Below are 25,286 nucleotides of genomic sequence, written 5' to 3'. Positions count from 1 at the left end.
GTTCAGCCGCCTCCTGCGGGCGGCGGCCGGGCTCCGTTCCGTGCGTCCGCGCTCACGGGACGCCGGGCGCCGCCGCGGCACTCACATGACGTCCAGCGCCGCGGCGGCGCTCACATGACGTCCAGCGCCGCGGTGGCGCTCACATGACGTCCGGCACCGCCGCGGCACTCATATGAAGTTGAGCGCCGCCGCGCAGCCCACCCCGCCGAGCAGCATGAACGCCGGCATCAGCACCCTCAGCTCGACCCAGCTGCCGGCCCGGAACCGCATGGCCTTGGGCGGCCCGACCGGGTACCACCGCTTGCGGCCGACCGGGATGGGCCACAGGATCGGGCAGCCCGAGATGGTGAGGGCGTCCCCGATGTCGTGCACGATCGCGCCCAGCACCACCGGCAGCCCGAGCCACAGATACTCCTGGCCCGGCTCCGTGAACAGCCAGTCCGCGCCGTTGCCCGGCTGGTCGAGGATGCCGACGAGTATCCACGCGGTGGTCGCGGCCAGCAGCCAGACCAGGACGTCGGCGCTGGAGCCGCGGGTCGCCCGCCACAGCAGGCCCTCGATGGCCAGGACCAGGTGCACGAAGAGGATCGCGAGCACGCCCCAGCGGTCACTGCTGATCGCGACGGCCGATGTGCCCGCACCGATCAGCACCGCCCACAGCCAGGTGTGCGTGAGCGTGCGGTGCCCGCCGGAGCGGCGCGGGTCGCCCTGTTTCTTTGTCGCCTTGTAGACGGCGTACGACAGCTTGTCCACGATCTCGCACAGCCAGCGCGACAGCGGCCCGAAGGACCGGGAGATGGTGGCCGCCTTGTGGTCGAGATCGGGGGCGAGGGCGGCTCCGGCGCAGATCAGCGCGCCGACGAGGAGGACGGGCCAGGGCATCGGGTGGCCGGCGGCGGCGGCCGCGGCCCCGACGCCCAGCCAGGCGGCGGCCCCCGACAGTGAGTGTGCTGGTCCCATCATGGCCGTTGCCCGCCCCATTCCTCGTGTGCCGCTGTCCAGTTGACCGTGGTGCGCTGACGCGTCGCCGGCGCCTCAGCGTAGCGTTCGTGATCTTCGGTCCGGCAGCCGATTCCCGCATCGGGCACCCGGCCAGGCAAGATGGGGGCGTGACCCTCATCGATCAGCTGCCGCGGACCGCCGACCCCGACGCCCTCTACGAAGCCTTCGAGGCGTGGGCCGGTGAGCGGGGTCTCACGCTCTACCCCCACCAGGAGGAGGCGCTGATCGAGGTGGTCTCCGGTGCGAACGTGATCGTGTCGACGCCCACCGGGTCCGGCAAGAGCATGATCGCGGCCGGCGCGCACTTCGCCGCCCTCGCCCGGGACGAGGTCACCTTCTACACGGCTCCCATCAAGGCGCTGGTGTCGGAGAAGTTCTTCGAACTGTGCAAGATCTTCGGCACGGAGAACGTCGGCATGCTCACCGGCGACGCCTCGGTCAACGCGGACGCGCCCGTGATCTGCTGCACCGCCGAGGTCCTCGCGTCGATCGCGCTGCGCGACGGCAAGGACGCGGACGTCGGCCAGGTCGTCATGGACGAGTTCCACTTCTACGCCGAGGGCGACCGCGGCTGGGCCTGGCAGATCCCGATCCTGGAGTTGCCGCAGGCCCAGTTCGTGCTGATGTCGGCGACGCTCGGTGACGTCTCGTTCTTCGAGAAGGACCTCACCCGCCGCACCGGCCGCCCGACCGCGGTGGTCCGCTCGGCGACCCGCCCGGTGCCCCTCTCCTACGAGTACCGCTACACGCCGCTCACGGAGACGCTGACCGACCTGCTCCAGGCCCGGCAGGCGCCCGTCTACATCGTGCACTTCACGCAGGCCCAGGCCGTGGAGCGGGCGCAGGCGCTGATGAGCATCAACATGTGCTCCAAGGAGGAGAAGGAGCAGATCGCCGAGCTGATCGGCAACTTCCGCTTCACCACCAAGTTCGGCCGCAACCTCTCCCGTTACGTGCGGCACGGCATCGGCGTCCACCACGCCGGCATGCTGCCCAAGTACCGGCGCCTGGTGGAGAAGCTCGCCCAGGCCGGTCTGCTGAAGGTCATCTGCGGCACCGACACGCTCGGCGTCGGCGTCAACGTCCCCATCCGCACGGTGCTGTTCACGGCGCTCACCAAGTACGACGGCACCCGGGTGCGCACCCTGCGGGCCCGCGAGTTCCACCAGATCGCGGGCCGTGCCGGGCGGGCCGGCTACGACACGGAGGGGTTCGTCGTCGCGCAGGCGCCCGAGCACGTCGTCGAGAACGAGAAGGCACTCGCCAAGGCGGGCGACGACCCGAAGAAGCGCCGCAAGGTCGTCCGCAAGAAGGCCCCCGAGGGCTTCGTCGCCTGGTCGGAGCAGACCTTCGAGAAGCTCATCGGCTCCGAGCCGGAGCCGCTGACCTCCCGGTTCCGGGTGACGCACACGATGCTGCTGTCGGTGATCGCCCGCCCCGGCAACGCCTTCGAGGCGATGCGCCGGCTGCTGGAGGACAACCACGAGCCGCGCAAGCAGCAGCTGCGGCACATCCGCCGGGCCATCGCCATCTACCGCTCGCTGCTGGACGGCGGCATCGTCGAGAAGCTGGACGAGCCGGACGCCACCGGCCGCATCGTCCGCCTCACGGTCGACCTCCAGCAGGACTTCGCGCTCAACCAGCCGCTGTCCACGTTCGCGCTCGCCGCGTTCGAGCTGCTCGACCCCGAATCGCCGTCCTACGCGCTCGACATGGTGTCCGTCGTCGAGTCGACCCTGGACGATCCCCGGCAGATCCTCGCCGCCCAGCAGAACAAGGCGCGCGGCGAGGCCGTGGCCCAGATGAAGGCGGACGGCGTCGAGTACGAGGAGCGCATGGAGCGCCTCCAGGACATCACGTACCCGAAGCCCTTGGAGGAGCTGCTCTTCCACGCGTACAACACGTACCGCAAGAGCCACCCCTGGGTCGGCGACCATCCGCTGTCGCCGAAGTCGGTCATCCGCGACATGTACGAACGGGCGCTGTCCTTCACCGAGTTGGTGTCCCACTACGAGCTGGCCCGCACCGAGGGCATCGTGCTGCGCTATCTGGCCAGCGCCTACAAGGCCCTCGACCACACCGTCCCGGACGACCTGAAGTCCGAGGACCTGCAGGACCTGATCGAGTGGCTCGGTGAGATGGTGCGCCAGGTCGACTCCAGCCTGCTGGACGAGTGGGAGCAACTGGCCAACCCGGAGGAGATGACCGCCGAGGAGGCCCAGGAGAAGGCCGACGAGGTCAAGCCGGTCACCGCCAACGCGCGCGCCTTCCGCGTCCTGGTCCGCAACGCCATGTTCCGCCGCGTCGAACTGGCCGCCCTCGACCAGGTGGAGGAGCTGGGCGAGATGGACGCGGATTCCGGCTGGGACGCCGAGGCGTGGGGCGAGGCGATGGACAAGTACTGGGACGAGTACGACGACCTCGGCACCGGCCCCGACGCCCGCGGCCCCAAGCTGCTGCTCATCGAGGAGGAGCCGCAGAACGGCCTGTGGCGGGTCCGGCAGATCTTCCACGACCCGAACGGCGACCACGACTGGGGCATCAGCGCGGAGGTCGACCTCACCGCCTCGGACGCGGAGGGCCGCGCGATCGTCCGCGTCACCGACGTCGGCCAGCTGTGACCGGCCGGGCAGCAGCGAGCACAGGAGAATCCCACCCATGACGACCAACCCGGCCGAGAGGCTCGTCGACCTGCTCGACCTGGAGCAGATCGAGGTCAACATCTTCCGCGGGCGCAGCCCCCAGGAGTCCCTGCAGCGGGTCTTCGGCGGGCAGGTCGCGGGCCAGGCCCTGGTCGCCGCCGGCCGCACCACGGAGGGCGACCGGCCCGTGCACTCGCTGCACGCGTACTTCCTGCGCCCGGGCATCCCCGGTGTGCCGATCGTGTACCAGGTGGAGCGGGTGCGCGACGGGCGCTCCTTCACCACCCGGCGGGTCACGGCCGTGCAGCAGGGCCGCACGATCTTCAACCTCACCGCCTCCTTCCACAAGCCTGAACAGGGCAGCTTCGAGCACCAGCTGCCGCCCGCCCGCACGGTCCCCGACCCGGAGTCGCTGCCCACGGTCACCGACGAGATCCGGGAGCACCTGGGCACTCTCCCCGAGCAGCTGGAGCGGATGGCCCGCCGCCAGCCCTTCGACATCCGCTATGTGGACCGGCTGCGCTGGACCACCGAGGAGGCCCGGAACGCCGAACCGCGCAGCGCCGTGTGGATGCGTGCGGTCGGGCCGCTCGGCGACGACCCGCTCGTCCACACCTGCGCCCTCACCTACGCCAGCGACATGACGCTGCTGGACGCCGTCCGCATCCCGGTCGAGCCGCTGTGGGGTCCGCGCGGCTTCGACATGGCGTCCCTGGACCACGCCATGTGGTTCCACCGCCCGTTCCGCGCCGACGACTGGCTGCTGTACGACCAGGAGTCGCCCATCGCGGTCGGCGGCCGGGGCCTGGCACGCGGCCGGATCTACGACCGGGAGGGCCGGCTGGTCGTGTCGGTCGTGCAGGAGGGACTCTTCCGGAAGCTGGGCTGACCTGGCCTGCGGCAGGAGCCCTCCGGCGGCCTCGACCCCGGGCCCGACGGCAGACGCCCCACAGCGACCCCGACCCGAGCCCGACCGCAGACGCTCTGCGGCGGCCCTGCCCGTCCGGCTCCCGGATCGCGCGCACTCCCCGATCCGCTGACCATGGCAGAAGGAGGCACAGCCGGTATCGCGCGCCCGCGGATCAGGGAGGTGGCCACGCTGCACACCGTGCTCCCCATCGTCCTCGCCGTCTGCGCGGCCCTCGGCAACGCCGTCGCGACGGTGCTGCAGCGCAAGGCGGCGCTGACCGTGCCGAGCTCCCAGGGGTTCCGGGTAGGGCTCATGCTCGATCTGCTGCGGCAGCCCGTCTGGCTGGCGGGCATCCTCGCGGTGATCGGCGCCGCCGTCTGCCAGGCGGTGGCGCTGGCGACCGGTCCGCTGACGATCGTGCAGCCGCTGTTCGTGCTGGAGCTTCCGCTGGCCCTCATCATCGCCTCCCTCGTGATGCACCGGTACCTGCCGGCCTCGGGCTGGCTGGCCGTGACGGCGGTCGTGGTCGGACTGGTGGTCGCCCTCGCGGCCGCCGCGCCCGCCGGCAACCGCACCCATGTGGACCTGGACCGCTGGATCCCCGCACTCGCCGCGTGCGGGGGCGCCGTCGCCGGTCTCTCCCTGGCCGCCCTCAAACGCCCGGAGGGCCGCGCCCGGGCGGCCTGCCTGGGGACCGCGACGGCCATCCTCTACGCGGTGACCGCCGCTCTGATGAAGGCCGCCACCCACATCCTCGACGACGAGGGAATCGTCGCCTTCCTCACCACCTGGCAGACGTACGCGTTCGCCGCGACCGGCTTGTGCGCACTGTTCCTGCTGGAGAACGCCCTGCAGGGAGGTCCCCTCGTCGCCTCCCAGCCGGCCCTCACCCTCGGCGACGCGCTGGTGAGCTTCGCCCTGGGGATCCTCCTCTACGAGGAGACGATCCGCACCGGCTGGTGGCTGGTGCCGCAACTGCTGGGAGTCGCGCTGATCACCGCCGGGGTCTTCGCCCTGGCGCGTATCCCCCTCGCGCAGTCGCTCGTGGCGCCGGACGGAGAACGTCAGCCGGCCGAGGCGCCCTGAGCGACAGCGGCTGACCGGTCGGCGGGATCAGCCGTCCGGCTGGCACCGCGGGCACCAGACCGTGCCGCGGCCCGCCATCCGGGAGCGGCGCAGGCCCGTGCCGCAGCGCGGGCAGCGCGGCTCCCGGTCGTCGCGGTGACCGGTGAGCCAGGAGTCACGCGGCGGGACGCAGCCGGCGGTGACCGACGACCGCAGGGTGCCCCTCATTTCCCGGTACAGACGGCGGCGCTCGGCTTCGCCCAGGTCCCGCGCCGACCGGTCGGGGCGCAGCCGGGCCCGCCACAGGATCTCGTCCGCGAGCAGATTGCCCAGGCCGGCGACGACCGACTGGTCGGTGAGCGCGCCCTTGAGCCGTCCGCGACGCGACGACAGCACGGCCTCGAACTCCGCCCGGTCCACCGACAGCGCGTCCGGGCCCTGCTTACGGAGCAGCCGGTCCAGCCCCGACTCGTCGTGGACCAGCCAGAGCCCCTGCAGCTTGCGCTGGTCCCGGAAGCGCAGCTGACGACCGGCGCCCAGCGTGAACAGCACGCGGTCATGCGGCTCCACGGCGTCGTCGGCCCGCCCGCACACGAGGCGACCGGTCATCCCGAAGTGCAGCGCGAGCGTCGGGCCGCCGGTCCGGGCGAGGAGCCACTTGCCGCGCCGCTCCGGCGTGCCGAACCGCCGCCCCTCCAGCGCGTCCCGCAGCCCCCGGGCATCGACCCCGTGCAGGACTCCGGGGTCGCGCACGTCGACACGTCGGATGACCCGGCCCCTCGCGCAGGACTCGAGCACCCGCCGGAAGCCCTCGACGTCCGGTAGCTCGGGCATGCCCGGCCCGTCAGGACTCCTGGAGCACGGAGAGCACGTTCCCGGCGGGATCGGTGAACCAGGCGGTCAGCGGGCCGCCACCGCGGAAGATCCCCTTGTCGTCCGTCTCGAAATGCCCGTAGCGCTCGAACCGGACGCCTCTGCGACCCAGCTCGTCGACGGCTGCCTCGATGTCGTCCACGGAGAAGCCGCTGAACGCCTTGGTGGAACCGAACATGATTGCCTCCTGGGGCCAGTCTCCTCGCAAGGCGGACAGGGGCGCATCCGGAGACGCACAGCGTGGGAACGAGAGGTCATCGCCGAGTCGCACCCGCCGCGCGGTCATCCGGCGGGTCGCCTCCCTCTGCGGCGCAACCAGCCCAGGACGCGTGGAGGCTCCGGCGTCGAGGGGGACGGTGGTGCAGGGGCCGGCGCTGCGGTTGAGGTTGGGGGCGGGAGGGTCGCTGGGGTTGGGATTGGGGTCGGGTGGGTCGCTGGGGTCAGGGTTGGGGTTGAGGTAGGCAGGGCCGCTGGGGTCGGCCTCGGTGCCAGGCCCGGTGCCGGGCGTGGTGCCGGGCGGCACCTGCGCGCCGCCTCCGTCGTGTGCGCCAGGTCCGCGCGGAACCAGGCCACCTCGTCCGGCTCGCTCGCGGTCATGAGTTCTCCGGCCAGCTCGGCGGCCGGTGAGCCGGGGGCGCCGTGGGACGGCAGCCGAGGGCGGCAGCGGAGCAGGTGGGCGCGCTCGTAGGGGTCTTCGACGACGTCCGCCACGTCGGCGGGGTCGAGGAGGCAGGCGACGGCCGCGGCATGGGCCCAGGGGTCGTCTGCCGCCAGCCGCCGCAGGAGTCCGATGTGGCGTCCGCGCCAGTTGCGGGGCCGCCGGTCCAGGCCGGCCTCCAAGCCCTCCCTGATCTCGGCGGGCGTGCGGCCGGTCAGCAGCCGGGCGTTGCTCTCCTCCGCGGCGAACTGCCGCAGTTCGTCCGCCAGATACAGCCAGACGACGGTTCGGTAGCGGTTGAGATAGAAGCGGACGGGCACGAGCAGACCGAATCGGGCAAGGTTCGTGAACCTCGCGGGTGACACGTCCATGAGCTCGGCGCCTTCTTTGGTGCCGGCGGTCCTGACGCGTTCGCGCAGGCCGTCGGGGAAGGCGTCCTCGGAGCGCAGCCGGTCGATCTCGGTCCGGGCGACGCGTCGGCCTCCGCCTCCTTCGTCGGGGACGGTCCGGAGGAGCCCCAGGTGCACCGCGAGGTCGAACTCACTTCGCTTGAGGTCGAGTTCGCGGGCTGCCCGGCTGAGGGCGCAGGTGCGGTGGCCTGTTTGCGCGATGGTGTGTGACATGGTCGGTCTCCCCCGTGGAGTCAGCGGCTCACGCCGCTTGCGGTCGCCACATTCGATCGCCGCGTGCGGTCGCGGCACACTCGCCGCACTCGGTCGCCGTGTCCGGTGGCCGCTGCGGTCGTCGTGGAAAAACCGTAGCCGCTGCCGCGCACCTCGTGGCAAGCCTGTGGATAACTCCGCGGGGGAGGCTGAACTCGCAGGTCAGGCGTCTGCGTTCGGCTTGGGCTCGGGCTGGCGGGCGTCCACGTCGAGGTGCTCGCCGACCCGGTTGACCAGCAGCGTCATCTCGTAGGCGATCTGGCCGATGTCGGCCTCCGCGCCGCTGAGAACGCACAGACAACTGCCCGTGCCCGCCGCGGTGACGAAGAGCACCGCGTCGTCGAACTCGATCATGGTCTGGCGTGGGCTGCCCGCACCGAAGTGCCGCCCGGAGCCTTTGGCGAGGCTGTGCAGACCGGAGGAGACGGCCGCGAGGTGCTCCGCGTCCTCGCGGCGTAACCCCGTGCTCGCCCCTGTCACCAGGCCGTCGTTGGACAGGACCAGTGCGTGGCGCACCTGGTGGACGCGCTCGGTCAGGTCGTCCAGCAGCCAGTCGAGTCCCTGGTTGTGGGCCATGTTCCGTTCTCCCCGTTTTCTCCCCGTGTGACTCTCCTCCTCGACGGAGGATCTCCACGCCAGCCTTCCCCAGGACCGCTGCAGGGGCAAGGAGGATGGGAGCCATGGCAGAGAAGATGACCGACGCGCAATGGCGGGAGTTCGTCTCCCACGGGACCCGCACCGCGAAGCTCTCCACCGTCCGGGCCGACGGCAGCCCGCACGTGGCCCCGATCTGGTTCCTGCTGGACGGCGACGAGGTGGTGTTCAACACCGGCAGGGACACCGTGAAGGGGCGCAACATCGTCCGTGACGGCCGTGTCGCCCTGTGCGTGGACGACGACCGGCCGCCGTACTCGTTCGTGGTGCTGCGGGGCCGCGCCCGTGTCTCGGAGGATCTCGACGAGACACGGCACTGGGCCACCCGCATCGGCGCCCGGTACATGGGCGAGGACCGGGCCGAGGAATTCGGCGCCCGCAACGGCGTCCCGGGCGAACTCCTCGTCCGCGTCCGCATCGACCGGGTGCTGGCGGAGCGGGACATCGCCGACTGACCGCGGGGCGCCGTGCCCGCCGGGAACCGCGCGGCACCGGCCGCTCAAGTCACGCGGCTGACCCCGGTCGGGCGTCCGGTGCTCCGCCCCCGGCATGGCGTCGTCGGGCCCACTCGAACGTGTGCAGTGAGGCGCCAACCGCGCCGGTGGGGAATCATGCCGTGCATGAGCGACGACCAGACGCGTGTCCAGGAGTTCTTCACCGCCCGCGCCGCCGACTGGGACAGCCGGTTCCCCGACGACGGGCCGGCCTACGCGGCGGCGGTCGCCGAGCTCGGGCTGCGCGCCGGCGACCGGGTCCTCGACGCGGGCTGCGGCACCGGCCGCGCCCTGCCGCCCCTACGGGCCGCGGTCGGGCCCTCGGGTGTGGTGCTGGGGGCCGATCTCACCCCGGCGATGCTGGAAGCGGCCGTACGGGCCGGACGGGACGGTGACGGGACGTTGCTGCTCACGGACGTCTCCGCGCTGCCCCTTCGCTCGGAGTCCCTGGACGCCGTGTTCGGCGCGGGACTGATCTCGCATCTGCCCAGTCCCGCCGAGAACCTTCGGGAACTGGCCCGTGTGGTGCGGCCCGGGGGTGTGCTGGCGCTGTTCCACCCCGTCGGCAGGGCGGCCCTCGCGGCCCGCCACGGACGCCCGCTCACCCCTGACGACCTGCGGGCCGAAGCCAACCTGCGTCCTCTGCTCGCCGGTTCCGGATGGCGCATGACGTCGTACACCGACGAGGACTCCCGCTTCCTGGCGCTCGCCGTCCGCGAGGGCTGAGACAGCCTCGTCACCTGGTCACCCTCGTCGCCCTTGGAACCTCGCCGACACCCTTGGCACCTCGTCAGCCTGTTCACCGCGTGAGCCGCGTGAGCCGCGTGAGCCGGGTCAGCCGCGTCCGCTTCGTCACCCGGCCTCGGCATCCGGCATGTGCCGCACGGGACAGCCCCGGACGCCCGGGACCGGGCGCGTGCCCAGGTCGGCGAGGCGGTAGCCGTACGGGTAGCCCTTGATCTCCCGGTTCTGGCGGGCGAAGTGCGGGGTGTGCCGGGGCGGCATCAGCCGGACGGCACGCCCCCGCAGCCGTACCGCACGCCGCACCCACGCGCGCGTGGCGGCGCTCGGCGGGGTGTAGCGGAAGGCGCGCAGGAGCGAGTCGTCGAGGAGCGAGAGGGTGGCGGCGCGCAGCAGGGGTGCGAGCGGGCGCGGGTACCAGGAGGCCGTCAGGCCGAGCGTCGCGTCCGACACCCGCCGGGCGTCCTCGTCCCAGGCGAAGTGGTCCGCCTCGTAGGCGTCGAGGTAGGCCTCGAACTCCTCGTAGGTCTCGGGGATGTCCTTGATGCCCATGTGGCGGCCCAGTGTGCGGTAGTGGACGGCACTGGCGACGATCTCGTGGCGGGACATCCTGCGCCAGCCGTAGGCGTCGATCCAGCGCTTGGGGATCACCACGAAGGTGCACAGGACGTAGCGCATGTCGTCGTCGCCGATGTCGTAAGCGCGGTGCATCTGGTTGATCCGGCGGATCGCGGTCTTGCCTTGGTCGCTGCCGAAGCCGTGCTCGACGACGGCGTCCAGCAGGAGCGAGGTGTCGTCGTAGCGCTTCTGCGTGCGGTCGGTGAGTTCGGCCGTCTTCGCGAGCAGCCGCCCGATGCTCGGGACGGCGTAGGTGCGGTAGAGAGCCAGCTCCAGGGAGCGGGTGAAGTCCCAGGGGAACTCGCAGGCCACGCTCAGCCGGTAGATCTCCGTGGCGTCCTGGTGCGGGTCCATCCGCCGGATCCGGCGGAGCCGCTCGAAGCGCTTCACCGCGTCGTCCCCCTTCTGCCGCGAGAACTCCAACTTTACGTTGGAGACCGGGAGACGAACGGAGAACGGAGAACAGCGGACGGACAATAGCGAACGGAGAACAGCGAACGGGGACACGGCACGCAGGCGGAAGGTGGTCAGCGATGTGGGGCAGGGTCCGCAAGGCCGGGGGCAGGGTCGCGCACGCCCTGCGCACGGAGCCGAAGGCCGGCGACGACATACGTGCGCACAATCTCTTCGAGGCCGCGGCCGTCTATGTCACGGCGTCCGCGGCCGACGACCAGGAGCGGGCCGACGAGGCGGCGGGCTGGGTCTCGCCGGAGGCCCTGTCGTTCGGGGTGAACGAACTGGCGGGCCGGGCCGTCGTCGCCCTCGCGCGCGAACGCGGCGAGTCACCGGGGGCAGTGGCCCGCGCGCTGCTGGGGCTGCCGGCGGAGTGACACGAACGGCCCCGCGCAGCACTCGACCGACCCAGCGGAGCAGCACTCGTCGGCCCCGCACTCGCCAGCCCGGCACTTGGCGGCCCCACGGGCCGGGCCCGCGCGATACGAAGGGCCGATTCGCCCCGTCCGCCGGAAAACTGCAGCTCCGGTCCGTCGGAGAGGTCGTGACAAGCGGCTCACGGGCGCACTAGGGTGCGCGCCGTTGGACGAACCGATGGGGAGGCCGGGATGGCCGGGACAGACGAGACCGCCGTCGCTGCCGAGGACGATGCGCTCTATGTGCTGACGGCGGTGCTGCTGACGCCGGCGAAGTTCCCGAGTGTGCTGGGCGACGACTATCCGGAGGCGTGCGCGGCGCTCGGCCTCGCACCGCTGGCGGACGGGTACGGGCTGGTGCTCGGACAGGACGGCGACGGCGCCCGGTGGACCGTCGTCATCGACGACGTCTCCCTGGTGGCCGTCGCGATCGCTTCCTGGGACTGCGGCATGGAGTACGACCTGTCGCCCGACGAGCGCACGGTCGTCACGGCCCTGCCCGGCTGGCCGCTCGCGGTCGCCGTCGCGGCTCCCGACGTGCCCGCGCCGCACGATCCCGGCCCGGAGGTCGACGACCGGCCGCCGCTGACCCCGCCGGACACCACCGTCTGGGGACCGGCCCAGCGGCGTCTGGGCGCCGACGAGATCGCACTCCAGTGGGCGACGTGGCGCGAGCAGGTCGACGAGGCCTTCCCGATGCCCGGGGCGACGCAGACGGCAGAGACAGCAGACACGGCAGAGACGGCAGGTACGACGGAGAGAACGAAGGCACCGAACGACGGCAGCGGCGAGGCGGCCGGCGCTCCCGAGGGCGGCGAGAACGGCGGGCCGAAGCACAGCGGCATCCGGCGTGTCCTCGCCGAGGCCCGCACCTACATCGACTCGCCCCCGCCGCTGGGCCGCGTCCGCTCCTCGTTCGCCTCCGGCGACGCGCGGACCCTGCGGGCGGACGGGCCCGGCTGGTCGCTCGTGGCCAGGACCGACGACATCGCCTTCGTGCTGCTCGACGAGGAGCCCGGCGAAGTCCTGCCCGTGGGCCGCGGCCCGGAGCTGCCGGGTCTCCTCGAAGCGCTCGACAAAATGGCGGTACGGCCGAACTGATCCGTCCGGCCGGTCAGCGGCCGATCTCCTTGCGGGTGGCGCGGCGCAGCCTGCGCCGCTGTGCGGGATCCAGGGCGAGGTACGCGGCGGCCGGGACTCCCAGGATGATCAGAAGCGCGGCCCACCAGGGCAGCCAGATCAGCAGGATGAGCCCGACCGCCACACCGCCTGCGGCGATCTTGGCGTTCTTCGACATGACTGTCGCCTCCTTCGCGGCCACTGCCGCTCTCTGCCCTGAGAACGGGTGCGCGTTTCCGGCAGTTCCGGCCCGGCCCCTGAGACATCCCTGAGCCGCGACCCCTGATCGACCCTGAGAAGCGCACCGCCGCGGCAGAAACCCACCGCATTCATGGTGACCCACACCACAGAGAAGTCACACCCACGTACGTCAGAAGTGATGTACCCTCGGCGACTCCGACTCAGCTAGTCAAATTTGAGGAATTAGCCATAGCCGAGCATCCCACTCCCCCGGCACCCTCCTCCCGTCTCTCCGAACTGGCCCACTGTCCCTCCGTCTTCCTGCCCGGCGATCCGGCCCGCGCCGGCACCGTCGCCTTCTGGCGGCCCGACGGCACCGTCCCCACTGTCCCGGCGTCGGCATCGGCATCCACCTCGGCGTCTGTATCCGCGTCGGCGTCGGTGTCAGCGTCGGCTTCGGCGTCGGCGTCGGCGTCCGTAGTCGACCTGACCGTCGTCCTGCCCGGCGATGAGAGCGCCGAGGCGCACGGCGTGCCGGCCGTGCTGGTCCCGGTCGGCGCGGCCCTGCCCGTCCTCACGCACGCGCGCGTGGCGGCGCAGGGACACCGGGCCACCGTGTTCTGGGGCGCGGCGGCCCTGCACGCACTGCAGCTCGCGGCGCGCGGCCTGCTGCTGCCGGGGCTGTCCCCGGGCGACCACGACGCCTGGCGCACGGGCCCGTTGCGCGCCCAGGACGTCGAGGCCGTACGCCGCCTCGCCGCCGCGATGCCGCCCGAGGCGCACGCGGTGCCGCTGCCGGGCACGGGGCCGCTGCGGCTGCCCGATCCGGAGCAGCTCCTGCGGGCCTTCCTCGACGCCGTCGCCGACACCCTGCCCCGCTCCCCCGCCGCGCCCCTGGTGACGGGCGGTCCGGCCTACACCGCGACCGGGCCGGTGCACCTGCCCGGGCATCGCCCCTGGGCCGCCGACATCGCCGCGGGGCACGACGCGGGCGTACGGCTGTCGCTGCGGATCGAGGCGGACGGCCTGGCGGACGCGGCGGCCGACGAGGCCGACGTGAGGTTCCGGGCGGTGCTGCAGGTGCACAGCGTGAGCGACCCGGCACTCGTCGCGGACGCCGCCGACGTCTGGGCCGGTGTACCGGGCGAGGCGTTCGGCGCCCGCGCGCGGATGGACGTCCTGCTCGCCCTGCGCCGTGCGGCCCGGGCCTGGCCCTCGCTGACGCCCCTGCTGTCGGCCGGCGTGCCGGACGCGGTCGACCTCGCCGACGAGGACGTCACCGAGCTCCTCGGCGCGGGCGCACGCGCGCTGGCGGCTGCCGGCGTGGACGTGCACTGGCCGAAGGGTCTGACCCGTGAGTTCACCACGCGCGCGGAGGTGGGCCCTGCCGACGACGAGCGGGACTCCGGCCGGTCCTTCGCCGCCACGCCGTCGTTCCTGTCCGCCGACGCACTGCTCGCCTTCACCTGGTCGTTCGCGGTGGGCGACCGGCGGCTGAGCCGTGCCGAGCTGGACCGGCTCGCCGAGGCCAAGCGCCCGGTGGTGCGGCTGCGCGACCAGTGGGTGCTGATCGACCCTCACGAGCTGCGTCTGGCCCGCTCCCGGCAGGACCGCAAGGTCACGCCGGTGGACGCCCTGGGCGCGGCCCTGACAGGCTGGACGGAGCTGGACGGCCGGCGGGTCGAGGTACGGCCGACCGGGTGGCTGGCGGCGCTGCGGGAACGCCTCGCGGACCCCGAGGCGCAGCAGCACGTGGAGCAGCCGGAGGCCCTCGCGGCCACCCTGCGCGACTACCAGCGGCGGGGCCTGAACTGGCTCGTGAGCATGACGTCACTGGGGCTGGGCTGCTGCCTCGCCGACGACATGGGACTCGGCAAGACGATCACCCTGATCGCGCTGCACCTGCACCGGCAGACCGATCCGGAATCCGCCGGTCCCACCCTGGTGGTCTGCCCGACCTCCCTGATGGGCAACTGGCAGCGGGAGATCGAACGGTTCGCGCCCGGCACGCCCGTGCGGCGCTTCCACGGCGCCCGGCGCACGCTGGACGACTTGGCCGACGGTGAGTTCGTGCTGACCACGTACGGCACGATGCGTCTGGACGCGGCCCGGCTCGCCGAGGTGCCCTGGGGCATGCTCGTCACGGACGAGGCGCAGCACGTGAAGAACCCGTTCTCCTCGACCGCGCGGCAACTGCGTTCCATCGGGGCACGCGCGCGCGTGGCCCTGACCGGCACCCCGGTGGAGAACAACCTGTCGGAGCTGTGGGCGATCCTCGACTGGGCGACGCCGGGGCTGCTGGGCCGGCTCGGCACGTTCCGCCGGCGCTACGCGGAGGCCGTCGAGGGCGGCCAGGACCCGGCCGCCGCCGACCGGCTGGCCCGGCTGGTACGGCCGTTCCTGCTGCGGCGCCGCAAGTCGGACCCGGGGATCGCGCCCGAGCTGCCCCCGAAGACGGAGACCGACCACGCCGTGTCGCTCACGCAGGAACAGGCGGCGCTGTACGAGGCCGTGGTGCGCGAGGCGCTCGCGGAGATCTCCGGTGCCGGCAGCATGGCGCGGCGGGGTCTGATCGTGAAGCTGCTCACGGGGCTGAAGCAGATCTGCAACCACCCGGCGCAGTACCTCAAGGAGGAACGCCCGGTGATCGGCGGGCGCTCCGGGAAGCTGGAGCTGCTGGACGAGTTGCTCGACACGATCCTCGCCGAGCGGGCGGGCGTGCTGGTCTTCACTCAGTACGTGCAGATGGCCCGCATCCTCGAACGTCACCTGGCCGCCCGCGGCACGCCCTCGCAGTTCCTGCACGGCGGGACGCCCGTCGCGGAACGCGAGGCCATGGTGCGGCGTTTCCAGGACGGCGAGGTGCCCGTCTTCCTGCTGTCGCTGAAGGCCGCGGGCACCGGGCTGAACCTCACCCGGGCCGAGCACGTCGTGCACTACGACCGCTGGTGGAACCCGGCCGTCGAGGCGCAGGCGACCGACCGCGCCTACCGCATCGGGCAGACCCGGCCCGTGCAGGTGCACCGGATCGTCGCCGAGGGAACCATCGAGGACCGCATCGCCGCACTGCTGGTCCGCAAGCGGGAACTGGCGGACGCGGTGCTGGGCTCCGGTGAGGCGGCGCTCACGGAGCTGACGGACGCCGAACTGGCGGACCTGGTCGAACTGCGAGGGGGTCTGGGATGACTCGGCACGACGGTGACATGGAGCGCACCTTCGCCGCACTGCCGCCCGCGCGCGGGCGGGGCTTCGCGCAGACCTGGTGGGGACAGGCCTGGCTGAAGGCACTGGAGGACACGGCGCTGGACTCGGCGCAGCTCAAGTCGGGCCGCCGTCTCGCCCGGGCGGGAGCGGTCGGCGCGGTGTCGGTGCGTCCGGGCCGGCTGACCGCCGTCGTCCAGGACCGCGACCGCACGCCGCACCGGGCCGACGTCCTGCTGGAGCGGCTCACGCCGGAGCAGTGGGACCGCTTCCTGGACATGACGGCCGAGCGGGCCGGCCATGTGGCGGCGCTGCTGGATCGGGAGATGCCGCCGCACCTGGTCGAGGACGCGGCGGCCTCGGGCGTCGACCTGCTCCCCGGCCTGGGCGATCTGGAGCCGCGGTGCGACTGCGGCGCCTGGGACCACTGCGGGCACACGGCGGCACTCTGCTACCAGGTGGCACGGCTGCTGGACCAGGACCCGTTCGTCCTGCTGCTGATGCGGGGACGCGCCGAGGCGTCCCTGCTGGAGGGCCTCCAGGCGCGCGGCGGCGTCTCGGCGGCGGCTTCGCGTGAACCGGAGGGTGTGGACGCGGCCGAGGCGTACGCGGCGGGCGACATCCTGCCCTCGCTGCCGGCCCTGCCCGAACTCCCCGTGGAGCCGGGCCTTCCGCCGTCCCTGGACACGGAGACCCCGCCCGCCGAGGGGGTCGACCCGGCCGCGCTGGAGTTCCTGGCGGCACATACCGCCGTACGGGCCCGTGGACTGCTCGCGGAGGCCCTCCAGGGCTGCTTCGAGCGGGAGCTGACGGCGGCGCAGGACGCGGCACGGCTGGCCGCGGGCGGTCCGGGACGTGAGATCGCGGACCGTCTGGCGGACGGGTCGGGGCGCGGCCGGGAAGGGCTCGCGACGGCCGTCCGTGCCTGGCGCCTCGGCGGGGCGGACGCACTGGCGGTTCTCGACGAGGAGTGGCGGCCGGAGGGCGAGACGCTCGCACGCGCGCGTGCGGCCCTTGAGACGGCCTGGGACGCGGACGAGCGGCCCGAGGTACGGGCGCGGGGCAACCGGTTCACGGTCGTCGGCGCACCGGTCCAGCTGCGTCTCGGCCGGGACGGCCGGTGGTGGCCGTACCGCAAGGAGGGCGGCCGCTGGCAGCCCGCGGGAGGCGCAGCCCCGGATCCGGCCACGGCACTGGCCTCGGCGCAGTCCGCGGCCGGTGACGCCGCGGCCGGTGACGTGCTCGCGCCGCACTCAGGGCAGTAGTTCGCCGGGGTCCAGCGACGGCAGGAGCGATTCGACGAAGCTGGGCAGGTCACTGGGCAGGTCGCCCGGCCGGCTCGGAAAACCCGAGGGCAGCCGGGTCGGCAGCTCGCTGGGCAGCTTCGTGGGCAGCTCGGTGGGGACGCCCAGCGACGGAGGCGGAGTGCGGCTCCCGCTCTCACCGGGCGACCGGCGCTCCGGTGGGTCGTCGCCGTCCGCGGCCATCAGCACCACTGCGGCCACGGCGACGGCGGCGACCAGCACGACGAGCAGGAGGAACACCGGACTGCGGCGCCGGCCGGGGCCGGGCGGCCGTGGCGGTTCGGGACGTTCGGGCGGCATGGCCATGGCGACCACCGTCCCCGCGCACGGCTCCCGGCGGTAGGGGCGCACGGGAGCTGATGCGGAGTCGCGGGGGTGGATCGCAGGGTTCCGGCGCGGATCAGCCCGTCGGCCGGTCACGGCGACCGGCCGGCACGCGCCCGCACCCCGACCACCAGGGGTCCCCGCGGAAGCACTCACCGGCCGACGGCCACCACGCGCGCGTGCGGCGTGCAGCTCCGCGCACACGCCGCACATACCGCACGCACACGCACACGCACACGCACACGGCAACCCGCCACCCCCTGCGCACGTTTCGCGTCAGCCGCGCGCCCCCAGCAGGTGGTCCATCGCCAGCTGGTCCAGCCGCTCGAAGGCCATGCCACGGGCCGCGGCCGCCTCGGCGTCGAACGCCTCGAAGGCCGAACGGTCTGCGAGCAGCGCCTGCAGGCCGTCCGCGGCGGTGGGCTGGGCCAGCTCGTCCAGGCGGGACGCGCGCAGGGCCTCCTGGACCTCCGGATCGGCGCGGAAGGCCGCGGCGCGCTCCTTGAGGATGAGGTAGTTGCGCATGCAGCCGGCGGCCGAGGCCCAGACGCCGTCGAGGTCCTCGGTCCGCGGCGGCTTGAAGTCGAAGTGCCGCGGGCCGGTGTAACCGGCCGACTCCAGCAGGTCGACCAGCCAGAACGCGGCACGCAGGTCACCGGCGCCGAAGCGCAGGTCCTGGTCGTACTTGATGCCGGACTGGCCGTTGAGGTCGATGTGGAACAGCTTGCCCGCCCACAGCGCCTGCGCGATGCCGTGCGGGAAGTTCAGCCCGGCCATCTGCTCGTGGCCGACCTCGGGGTTCACGCCGAACAGCTCCGGGCGCTCCAGGCGCTCGATGAACGCCAGGGCGTGGCCCACGGTGGGCAGCAGGATGTCGCCGCGCGGCTCGTTCGGCTTGGGCTCGATGGCGAAGCGCAGGTCGTAGCCCTGGGAGGTGACGTACTCGCCGAGCAGGTCGAAGGCCTCCTTCATTCGGTCCAGGGCCGCGCGGACGTCCTTGGCGGCGCCGGACTCGGCACCCTCACGGCCGCCCCAGGCCACGTAGACCTGGGCGCCGAGCTCGACGGCGAGGTCGATGTTGCGGATGGTCTTGCGCAGCGCGTAGCGGCGCACGTCGCGGTCGTTGGCGGTGAACGCGCCGTCCTTGAAGACCGGGTGGGTGAAGAGGTTGGTGGTGGCCATCGGGACCTTCATGCCCGTGGCGTCCAGCGCCTGCCGGAAGCGCTTGATGTGGGCCTCGCGCTCGGTGTCGCTCGAGCCGAACGGGATCAGGTCGTCGTCGTGGAAGGTGACGCCGTGGGCGCCGAGCTCGGCCAGGCGCTGCACCGTCTCGACCGGGTCCAGGGCACGCCGCGTGGCGTCGCCGAAGGGGTCCCGTCCCTGCCAGCCGACAGTCCACAGACCGAAGGTGAACCTGTCGTCGGGGGTGGGCTGGTAGCTCATGCCGCGGCTCCTTGCTCGCTGAGGGTATTTCGTCATGCCGATTTACAAATTAGTATGCGAGCACCTCTCTGGGAAGAGAGCAGGTGTCTTCGGAGACACGTGCCGCGCGCAGTAGGGAGAAGCCCGATGTCAGCAGCCGAGGGTCCGCTCGTCGTCGGCGTGGACTCGTCCACCCAGTCCACCAAGGCGCTGGTCGTCGACGCGTCCACCGGCCGGGTCGTCGCCAGTGGCCAGGCGCCGCACACGGTCTCCCCGGGGGCCGGGCGCGAGAGCGATCCGCGTCAGTGGTGGGACGCGCTGTGCGAAGCCCTGCGCCAGTGCGGGGACGCGGCGCACGAGGCCGCCGCGGTGTCGGTCGGCGGTCAGCAGCACGGCCTGGTGACCCTGGACGGGCGGGGCGAGCCGGTGCGTCCGGCGCTGCTGTGGAACGACGTCCGCTCGGCACCGCAGGCGCGCCGCCTGACGGAGGAGCTGGGCGGCGCGAAGTTCTGGGCCGAGCGCACCGGAAGCGTCCCCGCCGCGTCCTTCACGGTCACCAAGTGGGCCTGGCTGGCCGAGCACGAGCCGGAGGCCGTCCGCGCCACGAAGGCGGTGCGCCTCCCCCACGACTACCTGACCGAGCGGCTCACCGGGCAGGGCACCACCGACCGCGGCGACGTCTCCGGCACGGGCTGGTGGGCGTCCGGGACCGAGGCCTACGACGAGGAGATCCTGGCGCACGTCGGGCTCGACCCCGCTCTGCTGCCGCGGGTGGTGCGGCCCGGCGAGGTGGCGGGCACGGTGCGCGACAGCCACGACCTGCCGTTCTCCAAGGGCACCCTGGTGGCGCCGGGCACCGGTGACAATGCCGCCGCTGCGCTGGGGCTCGGGGTGCGCCCGGGCGTGCCGGTGATGAGCCTCGGCACCTCGGGCACGGTGTACGCAGTGTCGCGGCGGCGGCCCGCCGACCCGAGCGGCACGGTGGCGGGATTCGCCGACGCCCGCGGCGACTGGCTGCCGCTCGCCTGCACCCTGAACTGCACGCTCGCCGTCGACCGGGTCGCGACGCTGCTCGGCCTGGACCGCGAGGCGGTCGAGCCGGGCACGGCCCTCACGCTGCTGCCCTTCCTCGACGGCGAGCGCACCCCGAACCTGCCCCACGCCTCCGGCCTGCTGCACGGTCTGCGCCACGACACCACCGCGGGACAGCTCCTCCAGGCCGCCTACGACGGTGCCGTGCACTCCCTGCTCGGCGCGCTCGACCTGGTGCTGGACGAGGACGCGGACCGCTCGGCTCCCCTGCTGCTGATCGGCGGCGGGGCCCGGGGCACGGCCTGGCAGGAGACGGTCAGGCGGCTGTCGGGACGGCCGGTGCAGGTGCCCGAGGCCAAGGAACTGGTCGCGCTCGGCGCCGCCGCGCAGGCGGCCGGGCTGCTGACCGGCGAGGACCCGGCGGCGGTCGCGCGGCGCTGGGACACGGCGGCCGGGCCGGTGCTCGACGCCGTGGAGCGGGACGAGGAGACGCTCGCCAGGATCGCCGGGGTACTCTCCGACGCGGCTCCGCTGCTGGAGCGGCCCACGAACACCCACTGAGGACTGGCGTCAGGCATGACCGCACCGCTGCACGAGGCGCGTCCCGCCGGGCCGGGACGCGCACTGCCCGACACCCAGCAGGGCATGCGCCGCCGCAATCTCGCCCGTGTCCTGCACGCGGTTCGTGCCGAGGGGCCGCTGTCCCGGGCCGCCGTCGCCTCACGGATCGGCCTGACCCGGGCGGCGGTGTCGACACTCGTGGACGAGCTCATCCGTGCGGGACTGCTGGAGGAACTGGGGCCCGAGCGGCCCGGCCGGGTGGGCCGCCCGGGTTCCGCTCTCGCCGTCAGCGGGCACGGCCCGGCCGGCATCGGCGCGGAGGTGGGGGTCGACCATCTCGCCGTGTGCGCCGTCGACCTGCGCGGCACGATCCGCGCGCGGGCGATACGGCAGGGTGCGAACCGGGGCCGTTCCCCCGAGCCGGTCATAGCGGAGCTCACCGGGCTGATCCGTCAGGTCGTCGCCGAGGCGGAGGGCGAGGGCCTGTGGCCGGCGGGCCTGGCCGTGGCGGTGCCGGGTCTGGTGGCGCGCGACGCCCGCACCGTCGTCCGCGCGCCGAACCTGGACTGGCACGACACGGACCTCGGTGAGCTGCTGCCGTCCGGACTCCCGCTGACCGTGGACAACGAGGCCAACTTCGGTGCGCTCGCCGAACTCTGGCTCGGTGACGGCACCCCGCGCGACTTCCTGCACGTGTCGGCGGAGATCGGCATCGGCGCGGCGGTCGTGGTGGACGGCGGGCTGCTGCGCGGAACCCGCGGTTTCGCGGGCGAGTTGGGACACGTGCCGGTCCGCCCGGACGGGCCGGCGTGCGCCTGCGGCGGGCGGGGCTGCCTGGAGCAGTACGCCGGTGAGGAGGCCGTGCTGCGCGCGGCAGGTCTGGAGCCGGGCGAGGACCGCGTCGGGCTCCTCACGGGGCGTGCCGCCGAGGGCGACGAGGCCGTACGCCGTGCCCTGCGCGAGGCGGGCGTCGCACTCGGCGTCGCCCTGACGGGCGCGGTCAACCTCCTCGACCCGGAGAGCGTGGTGCTCGGCGGGGAACTGTCGGCCCTCGCCCCCTGGCTGCTGCCCTCCCTCCAGGAAGAGCTGGCACGGCGTACGGCGGGCCCGGCCTGCCCCGTGTCCGTGTCCCGGCTGGGCCCGCAGGGGCCGCTGCTGGGGGCCGCGCACTCGGTGGTGCGGGCGGTCCTGGACGACCCGGCGGCCTTCGCCGAACGCGCCTGACCGGGGGCGGCCGGGCCGACGGAACGGCCACCTGAGGGCCCCCACGACGCCCCGTCAATCACCCGGCAGGGTGGACGAGTTGTCCACAATTCCGGGCCCGTCCACCGAAACGCGGCTCGTCCCGCCCCGCGTCCGGCAGGCGTCGTACTTTGATCACGCGGGCGGACACACGCCACCAGGCTCCGACGCCCTGCAGCCGAGCATCCGACACCCGCTGGCACCCGCTGACACCCGCTGACACCCGCTGACACACGTTCACACACGCTCGACGACACACATGGACACCCACCCATCGATCCCGAAAGGCACACCCCCGTGAACCGCACCCCCACCCCGATCCAGGCCGGCACCGGAACTGGAAGCTCTGCCGCAGACTGGTCCGCAACCGCAACTACGCCCAGGACACGCGCCGATGCCCTCTCCCCACCTCACGTACCGGTTACAAAACGCTCAACCTCTGGTTGCGGACCGGTAAGCAAGCGACGATGGGATTATGAGTCTGGCCCAGCGCGCCATGGAGCGCCTGCAGGCCTGGCCCGATCTGATGGCGGGCCCGGCCAGTTGCGGTACCGGACGGGCGCTTCGTTCCGCCCGTGCCGAAATCGTCCACTTCCACTCCACTCGCGACGTCGACCTCCACCTCACCAGCCGGGCCATCCAGCGCTTCCACTACGACCTCGCCGGTTCGAGCGCCCTGCACCTGGTGCCCGGATCGGGCTGGGTCACGGTCCACCTGGACTGCGAGGCCGACATAGACCTGCTGCTGAGCCTGGTGAGCATCGCCCTGAAGTCCCACCAGACCCGGCCCGCGAGCGAGGCGGCACGGCAGGGCGCGGAGGGGCGCGGGTGCAACTTCCACCGCGTCACGGTGCTTCCGCGCGACGCGGCGGCGGGTGGCTGAGCCTTGACGATGCGGCGAGCCGAGGCCGTCAACGCCGAGGCCTGGCGTGTGTACGGCGCGCACCATCTGCGGCGCGGCACCCCCCTGCCGGAGGCGGCACGGATCGACTGGGGGTTCGAGGGCGCCGGGCCGGGCGTCGAGGCGCTCGGGGAGCTGACCGGCCGGCGGGTGCTGGACCTCGGCTGCGGCCCGGCGCGGCACGCGGCGCACCTGGTGCGGGCGCACGGCGCGCTGGTGGACGCCGTCGACGCCTCGGCGGAGCAGTTGGAGCGGGCGCGTGCCCGGCACGGCTCGCTGCCCGGGCTGCGGCTGGTCGCGGCCGACGCGGTGGAGCACCTGCAGCGATCGGAGCCGTACGACGTCATCTACTCCGTCAACGCCGTGCCGTACATCGACCCGCACCGGCTGCTGCCCGCCCTGGCCGCGGCGCTCACCCCCGGAGGCAGGCTGCTCTTCACGGTGCTGCACACCAACGCGCTGGGCGACGGGCCGTCGGACCGGGTCACCGCCCGGCCCGAGGTCCTGCGGCTGGCCGACGGCGGTGACCTCACCGTCCAGATGTGGGTGCTCACCACGGAGTTGTGGACGGCGCTGCTCGCCGAGCACGGGCTGCGCGTGGAGCACGTGGACGTGCTCGACGTGCCGCAGGAGGGCAACCGCGCGTCCTACCGGCTCTTCCGGGTGACCCGGCCCGTCCGGGTCTCCTCCCGGCCGCGGGCCGGGAAGCCGCCGGTGCCCCACGCGGCGCTCGGTGCGGGCGCCATCGTGTACGGGCCGCGGGGACTGCTGCTCGGCCGGCACCGGCGCGGGACGTGGGAGCTGCCCGGCGGCACGGTGGAGCCCGGGGAGTCGCTGCAGGAGACGGTCGTGCGCGAACTGGCCGAGGAGACGGGGCTCCGGGCCCGGCCCGAGGACGTCCGGCTGCTGGGGACGCTCCTGGACGACGCGGGCGGTGTCGTCCGGATGACGGTGGCGGCTCGGGTCACCGCCTGGCGGGGTGAGCCGTCGGACCAGCCCGGGGAGAGTGTGGGCCGCTGGCGCTGGTTCGCCCTGGACCGGCTGCCGGAGGAGCTGTTCGTGTGCAGCGCCCAGGCCCTGACGGCGTGGCGGCCCGGCCTGCCGATCGACCACGCGCCGGCGCATTTCACGCCGTACGCCACCGGGACGGGTGACGGCTGACGGGTGACGGCTGAAGCACCCGGAGGGGTGCGTTTTTTCAGCCGTTCCCGCGTGGCCGGCTCCCAGCCGTCCCGTCGGCCCGCGTCGTCTGCTGCACTGCCTGGGGCAGGGCAGTTGACGAGGCATCAGGGGGCACGGTGGCAGGTCGGCACAGGCGGTACGCGGCGGGCAGAGCGGTACTGGCGGTCCTCACGGCCCTCGGCGCGCTGGCGGGGGCGGCCCAGGCGGAGGCGGCTCCGGCCGCCGCCTCCCACAAGCGCGTGCGGGTCGCGCCGGGGGTCACGTACGAGGAGTTCGACATCAAGGCGGCCAAGGGCGTGGCGCACGCGCATGTGCTGAAGGTCGATCTGGGCAACCCCCAGGTGCGGGTCGATCTGCTGTATCCGGGTGCGGTGGCCTCGCGCGCGCAGGTCTCGCGGATGGCCGACGCCCAGGGTGCGGTCGCCGGGGTGAACGGCGACTTCTTCAACATCAGCGAGGCGCAGCACCCGGGCGTGGAGGCGACCGGTGCGAGCGTGGGTCCGGCGGTCGCGGCCGGGCAGGCGCTGAAGGCGGCCGTGCCGAACGGCCAGCGTTTCGGTCCGGCGCTGCCGCCGGACGCGACCACCGAGGACGTGTTCGGCGTCGGCTCCGACGGGCGGGCCCGGCTGGACCGGCTGGCGCTCGACGGCTCGATCCGCACCGCCGATGTCGAGCTGCCGCTGGGCGGGCTCAACCAGTACGCGCTGCCGGTGGGTTCGGTCGGCGCGTTCACCTCCGCGTGGGGCAGCGCCTCCCGGGTGCGCGCCACCTGCGGCACAGACACGGACCGGGCCGCGCCGTGCAGCACGGACACCCACGAGGTGACGGTGCGTGACGGCAAGGTCGTCTCGGCCGCCGGTACACCGGGCAGCGGCGCCATCGACGCGTGGACGACCGTGCTGGTCGGCCGGGAGGCGGGCGCGCAGCAGTTGCGGAAGCTGGCCACCGGCGATGCGGTCGAGGTCGAGCACCGGCTGGTGGCGGCGACGAGCGGTACCGCCTACCGCCTCGCTCTCGGGGGGTATCCGGTGCTCACCGGCGGGAAGCCGCTGCCGGGTCTGGACGACACGGCCTCGGCGGTCCGCACGGCCGTCGGGATCGCCGAGGACGGGCGGCGCGTGCTGCTGCTCGCGCTGGACGGCGCCGCCGCCTACCGCAGCGGTCTGACGATCGCCGAAGTGGCGTCGGCCATGCGGAGACTGGGTTCGGACGACGCCTTCAGCCTGGACGGCGGCGGCTCGTCGACGCTGGTCGCCCGGAAGGCCGGCGCGAGTGCCGTCTCCGTGCTCAACCACCCCAGCGGCGGCGCCGAGCGCGCCGTGCCCAACGGCATCGGCGTGTTCTCGGGGTCGTGACCTCAGGGCCGCAGGCTGCTGACGATGTCCGCCGTCGCCGTGAGGCCGCTGTGGATGGTCGGGGCGATGCTCGTGCTGGCCAGGTAGAACCCGAGCAGGAGGCAGACCAGCGCGTGGGAGACCTTCAAGCCGCCGTTGCGCAGGAAGATCACCGCCAGGATCGAGAGCAGCAGCACCACAGAGATGGAAATGGCCATCGTCGACTCCTCCGCCACGCCGCCTTGTCCGGTTCACGGCGTTCGGCCGCAAGTGTGGCGTAGCAGAGGGTTCGTCCG

At 73.2% G+C, this 25,286-nt stretch carries 24 protein-coding genes; 14 read left to right on the top strand and 10 right to left on the bottom strand.

Features of this window, described 5'->3' with window-relative positions:
* Positions 1–168: 168 nt before the first annotated feature.
* Positions 169–963 (bottom strand): metal-dependent hydrolase, encoded by a 795-nt coding sequence (locus ABZY20_RS24715; RefSeq protein ID WP_356443734.1) that lies wholly within the window; start codon positions 961–963, stop codon positions 169–171.
* A gap of 146 nt (positions 964–1,109) precedes the next feature.
* Here ABZY20_RS24715 and ABZY20_RS24710 point away from each other — a divergent pair, with 146 nt between their 5' ends.
* The 3 genes from ABZY20_RS24710 (at position 1,110) to ABZY20_RS24700 (ending at position 5,640) form a co-directional block, all read left to right on the top strand.
* Positions 1,110–3,623 (top strand): DUF3516 domain-containing protein, encoded by a 2,514-nt coding sequence (locus ABZY20_RS24710; protein ID WP_356443732.1) that lies wholly within the window; start codon positions 1,110–1,112, stop codon positions 3,621–3,623.
* A gap of 37 nt (positions 3,624–3,660) precedes the next feature.
* Positions 3,661–4,533, top strand: a complete 873-nt coding sequence (locus ABZY20_RS24705) for an acyl-CoA thioesterase II (protein WP_356443730.1) — start codon at positions 3,661–3,663, stop codon at positions 4,531–4,533.
* Between the two features lie 210 nt (positions 4,534–4,743).
* On the top strand, positions 4,744–5,640 hold the full coding sequence (locus tag ABZY20_RS24700) for a DMT family transporter (protein ID WP_356443871.1): 897 nt from the start codon (positions 4,744–4,746) through the stop codon (positions 5,638–5,640).
* Between the two features lie 27 nt (positions 5,641–5,667).
* Here the strand turns inward: ABZY20_RS24700 and ABZY20_RS24695 are convergent, their stop codons facing one another.
* The 4 genes from ABZY20_RS24695 to ABZY20_RS24680 all read right to left on the bottom strand — a co-directional run bounded on the left by ABZY20_RS24695 (position 5,668) and on the right by ABZY20_RS24680 (position 8,388).
* A complete protein-coding gene (locus ABZY20_RS24695; RefSeq protein WP_356443728.1) occupies positions 5,668–6,453 on the bottom strand; it encodes a DNA-formamidopyrimidine glycosylase family protein in 786 nt (261 codons plus the stop codon).
* 10 nt (positions 6,454–6,463) lie between these two features.
* Positions 6,464–6,778, bottom strand: a complete 315-nt coding sequence (locus tag ABZY20_RS24690; protein WP_356443726.1) for a VOC family protein — start codon at positions 6,776–6,778, stop codon at positions 6,464–6,466.
* Entirely contained in the window at positions 6,775–7,773 is a 999-nt protein-coding gene (locus ABZY20_RS24685) for a DUF6397 family protein (protein WP_356443724.1), read from the bottom strand. The genes ABZY20_RS24690 and ABZY20_RS24685 overlap by 4 nt, the downstream gene beginning before the upstream one ends.
* Positions 7,774–7,974: 201 nt before the next feature.
* Positions 7,975–8,388, bottom strand: a complete 414-nt coding sequence (locus tag ABZY20_RS24680) for a roadblock/LC7 domain-containing protein (RefSeq protein ID WP_356443722.1) — start codon at positions 8,386–8,388, stop codon at positions 7,975–7,977.
* Positions 8,389–8,492: 104 nt separating this feature from the next.
* On the opposite strand from ABZY20_RS24680, the gene ABZY20_RS24675 reads away from it, so the two are divergent.
* Together ABZY20_RS24675 and ABZY20_RS24670 are read left to right on the top strand one after the other, a co-directional pair.
* Positions 8,493–8,921 carry a PPOX class F420-dependent oxidoreductase gene (locus tag ABZY20_RS24675; protein WP_356443720.1) on the top strand — a complete coding sequence of 143 codons (429 nt, stop codon included), beginning with the start codon at positions 8,493–8,495 and terminating at the stop codon, positions 8,919–8,921.
* Positions 8,922–9,086: 165 nt separating this feature from the next.
* Positions 9,087–9,686 carry a class I SAM-dependent methyltransferase gene (locus tag ABZY20_RS24670; RefSeq protein ID WP_356443719.1) on the top strand — a complete coding sequence of 200 codons (600 nt, stop codon included), beginning with the start codon at positions 9,087–9,089 and terminating at the stop codon, positions 9,684–9,686.
* A gap of 126 nt (positions 9,687–9,812) precedes the next feature.
* On the opposite strand, the gene ABZY20_RS24665 is transcribed toward ABZY20_RS24670, so the two are convergent.
* A complete protein-coding gene (locus ABZY20_RS24665) occupies positions 9,813–10,709 on the bottom strand; it encodes an oxygenase MpaB family protein (RefSeq protein ID WP_356443717.1) in 897 nt (298 codons plus the stop codon).
* 143 nt (positions 10,710–10,852) lie between these two features.
* Here ABZY20_RS24665 and ABZY20_RS24660 point away from each other — a divergent pair, with 143 nt between their 5' ends.
* Both ABZY20_RS24660 and ABZY20_RS24655 read left to right on the top strand, forming a co-directional pair.
* Positions 10,853–11,149 (top strand): hypothetical protein, encoded by a 297-nt coding sequence (locus ABZY20_RS24660; RefSeq protein WP_356443716.1) that lies wholly within the window; start codon positions 10,853–10,855, stop codon positions 11,147–11,149.
* Positions 11,150–11,380: 231 nt separating this feature from the next.
* Entirely contained in the window at positions 11,381–12,289 is a 909-nt protein-coding gene (locus ABZY20_RS24655; RefSeq protein ID WP_356443714.1) for a hypothetical protein, read from the top strand.
* A 13-nt stretch (positions 12,290–12,302) separates the two neighbouring features.
* On the opposite strand, the gene ABZY20_RS24650 is transcribed toward ABZY20_RS24655, so the two are convergent.
* Positions 12,303–12,485, bottom strand: a complete 183-nt coding sequence (locus tag ABZY20_RS24650) for a hypothetical protein (RefSeq protein WP_356443712.1) — start codon at positions 12,483–12,485, stop codon at positions 12,303–12,305.
* A gap of 251 nt (positions 12,486–12,736) precedes the next feature.
* Between ABZY20_RS24650 and ABZY20_RS24645 the strand changes: the two genes are divergently transcribed.
* Entirely contained in the window at positions 12,737–15,673 is a 2,937-nt protein-coding gene (locus ABZY20_RS24645) for a DEAD/DEAH box helicase (RefSeq protein ID WP_356443869.1), read from the top strand.
* The gene (locus tag ABZY20_RS24640; protein ID WP_356443710.1) at positions 15,670–16,953 is read left to right on the top strand and encodes an SWF or SNF family helicase; all 1,284 of its coding nucleotides are present in this window, start codon (positions 15,670–15,672) and stop codon (positions 16,951–16,953) included. Before ABZY20_RS24645 ends, ABZY20_RS24640 begins: the two co-directional genes overlap by 4 nt.
* Here ABZY20_RS24640 and ABZY20_RS24635 read toward each other — a convergent pair.
* Together ABZY20_RS24635 and xylA are read right to left on the bottom strand one after the other, a co-directional pair.
* Positions 16,942–17,298, bottom strand: coding sequence for a hypothetical protein (locus tag ABZY20_RS24635; RefSeq protein WP_356443708.1), 357 nt, complete (start codon positions 17,296–17,298; stop codon positions 16,942–16,944). The genes ABZY20_RS24640 and ABZY20_RS24635 overlap by 12 nt on opposite strands.
* Before the next feature lie 294 nt (positions 17,299–17,592).
* Positions 17,593–18,759 (bottom strand): xylose isomerase, encoded by a 1,167-nt coding sequence (gene xylA, locus ABZY20_RS24630; protein WP_356443707.1) that lies wholly within the window; start codon positions 18,757–18,759, stop codon positions 17,593–17,595.
* Between the two features lie 126 nt (positions 18,760–18,885).
* Here xylA and xylB point away from each other — a divergent pair, with 126 nt between their 5' ends.
* The 5 genes from xylB to ABZY20_RS24605 all read left to right on the top strand — a co-directional run bounded on the left by xylB (position 18,886) and on the right by ABZY20_RS24605 (position 25,011).
* The gene (gene xylB / locus ABZY20_RS24625) at positions 18,886–20,331 is read left to right on the top strand and encodes a xylulokinase (RefSeq protein ID WP_356443705.1); all 1,446 of its coding nucleotides are present in this window, start codon (positions 18,886–18,888) and stop codon (positions 20,329–20,331) included.
* A 15-nt stretch (positions 20,332–20,346) separates the two neighbouring features.
* Positions 20,347–21,555 carry an ROK family transcriptional regulator gene (locus ABZY20_RS24620; RefSeq protein ID WP_356443703.1) on the top strand — a complete coding sequence of 403 codons (1,209 nt, stop codon included), beginning with the start codon at positions 20,347–20,349 and terminating at the stop codon, positions 21,553–21,555.
* Between the two features lie 493 nt (positions 21,556–22,048).
* Entirely contained in the window at positions 22,049–22,456 is a 408-nt protein-coding gene (locus ABZY20_RS24615) for a luciferase family protein (protein ID WP_356443701.1), read from the top strand.
* Positions 22,457–22,465: 9 nt separating this feature from the next.
* Positions 22,466–23,635, top strand: coding sequence for an NUDIX domain-containing protein (locus tag ABZY20_RS24610; protein WP_356443867.1), 1,170 nt, complete (start codon positions 22,466–22,468; stop codon positions 23,633–23,635).
* A gap of 137 nt (positions 23,636–23,772) precedes the next feature.
* A complete protein-coding gene (locus tag ABZY20_RS24605) occupies positions 23,773–25,011 on the top strand; it encodes a phosphodiester glycosidase family protein (protein ID WP_356443700.1) in 1,239 nt (412 codons plus the stop codon).
* Between the two features lie 2 nt (positions 25,012–25,013).
* Here the strand turns inward: ABZY20_RS24605 and ABZY20_RS24600 are convergent, their stop codons facing one another.
* Positions 25,014–25,208 carry a hypothetical protein gene (locus ABZY20_RS24600; RefSeq protein WP_356443699.1) on the bottom strand — a complete coding sequence of 65 codons (195 nt, stop codon included), beginning with the start codon at positions 25,206–25,208 and terminating at the stop codon, positions 25,014–25,016.
* Positions 25,209–25,286: the final 78 nt, after the last annotated feature.

The sequence above is a fragment of the Streptomyces sp. NPDC006624 genome (genome assembly GCF_040611555.1).
Classification (GTDB): Bacteria; Actinomycetota; Actinomycetes; order Streptomycetales; family Streptomycetaceae; genus Streptomyces.
Note: the sequence above shows the minus strand (reverse complement) of the source record. Positions and strands in the feature narration are given on the sequence as shown.

Coding starts and splice junctions, on each gene's coding strand:
- ABZY20_RS24715 (WP_356443734.1), bottom strand. CDS start 963: ATGATGGGACCAGCACACTCACTGTCGGGGGCCGCCGCCTGGCTGGGC.
- ABZY20_RS24705 (WP_356443730.1), top strand. CDS start 3,661: ATGACGACCAACCCGGCCGAGAGGCTCGTCGACCTGCTCGACCTGGAG.
- ABZY20_RS24695 (WP_356443728.1), bottom strand. CDS start 6,453: ATGCCCGAGCTACCGGACGTCGAGGGCTTCCGGCGGGTGCTCGAGTCC.
- ABZY20_RS24690 (WP_356443726.1), bottom strand. CDS start 6,778: ATGACCGCGCGGCGGGTGCGACTCGGCGATGACCTCTCGTTCCCACGC.
- ABZY20_RS24685 (WP_356443724.1), bottom strand. CDS start 7,773: ATGTCACACACCATCGCGCAAACAGGCCACCGCACCTGCGCCCTCAGC.
- ABZY20_RS24680 (WP_356443722.1), bottom strand. CDS start 8,388: ATGGCCCACAACCAGGGACTCGACTGGCTGCTGGACGACCTGACCGAG.
- ABZY20_RS24675 (WP_356443720.1), top strand. CDS start 8,493: ATGGCAGAGAAGATGACCGACGCGCAATGGCGGGAGTTCGTCTCCCAC.
- ABZY20_RS24670 (WP_356443719.1), top strand. CDS start 9,087: ATGAGCGACGACCAGACGCGTGTCCAGGAGTTCTTCACCGCCCGCGCC.
- ABZY20_RS24660 (WP_356443716.1), top strand. CDS start 10,853: ATGTGGGGCAGGGTCCGCAAGGCCGGGGGCAGGGTCGCGCACGCCCTG.
- ABZY20_RS24655 (WP_356443714.1), top strand. CDS start 11,381: ATGGCCGGGACAGACGAGACCGCCGTCGCTGCCGAGGACGATGCGCTC.
- ABZY20_RS24650 (WP_356443712.1), bottom strand. CDS start 12,485: ATGTCGAAGAACGCCAAGATCGCCGCAGGCGGTGTGGCGGTCGGGCTC.
- ABZY20_RS24640 (WP_356443710.1), top strand. CDS start 15,670: ATGACTCGGCACGACGGTGACATGGAGCGCACCTTCGCCGCACTGCCG.
- ABZY20_RS24635 (WP_356443708.1), bottom strand. CDS start 17,298: ATGGCCATGCCGCCCGAACGTCCCGAACCGCCACGGCCGCCCGGCCCC.
- xylA (WP_356443707.1), bottom strand. CDS start 18,759: ATGAGCTACCAGCCCACCCCCGACGACAGGTTCACCTTCGGTCTGTGG.
- xylB (WP_356443705.1), top strand. CDS start 18,886: ATGTCAGCAGCCGAGGGTCCGCTCGTCGTCGGCGTGGACTCGTCCACC.
- ABZY20_RS24620 (WP_356443703.1), top strand. CDS start 20,347: ATGACCGCACCGCTGCACGAGGCGCGTCCCGCCGGGCCGGGACGCGCA.
- ABZY20_RS24615 (WP_356443701.1), top strand. CDS start 22,049: ATGAGTCTGGCCCAGCGCGCCATGGAGCGCCTGCAGGCCTGGCCCGAT.
- ABZY20_RS24610 (WP_356443867.1), top strand. CDS start 22,466: ATGCGGCGAGCCGAGGCCGTCAACGCCGAGGCCTGGCGTGTGTACGGC.
- ABZY20_RS24600 (WP_356443699.1), bottom strand. CDS start 25,208: ATGGCCATTTCCATCTCTGTGGTGCTGCTGCTCTCGATCCTGGCGGTG.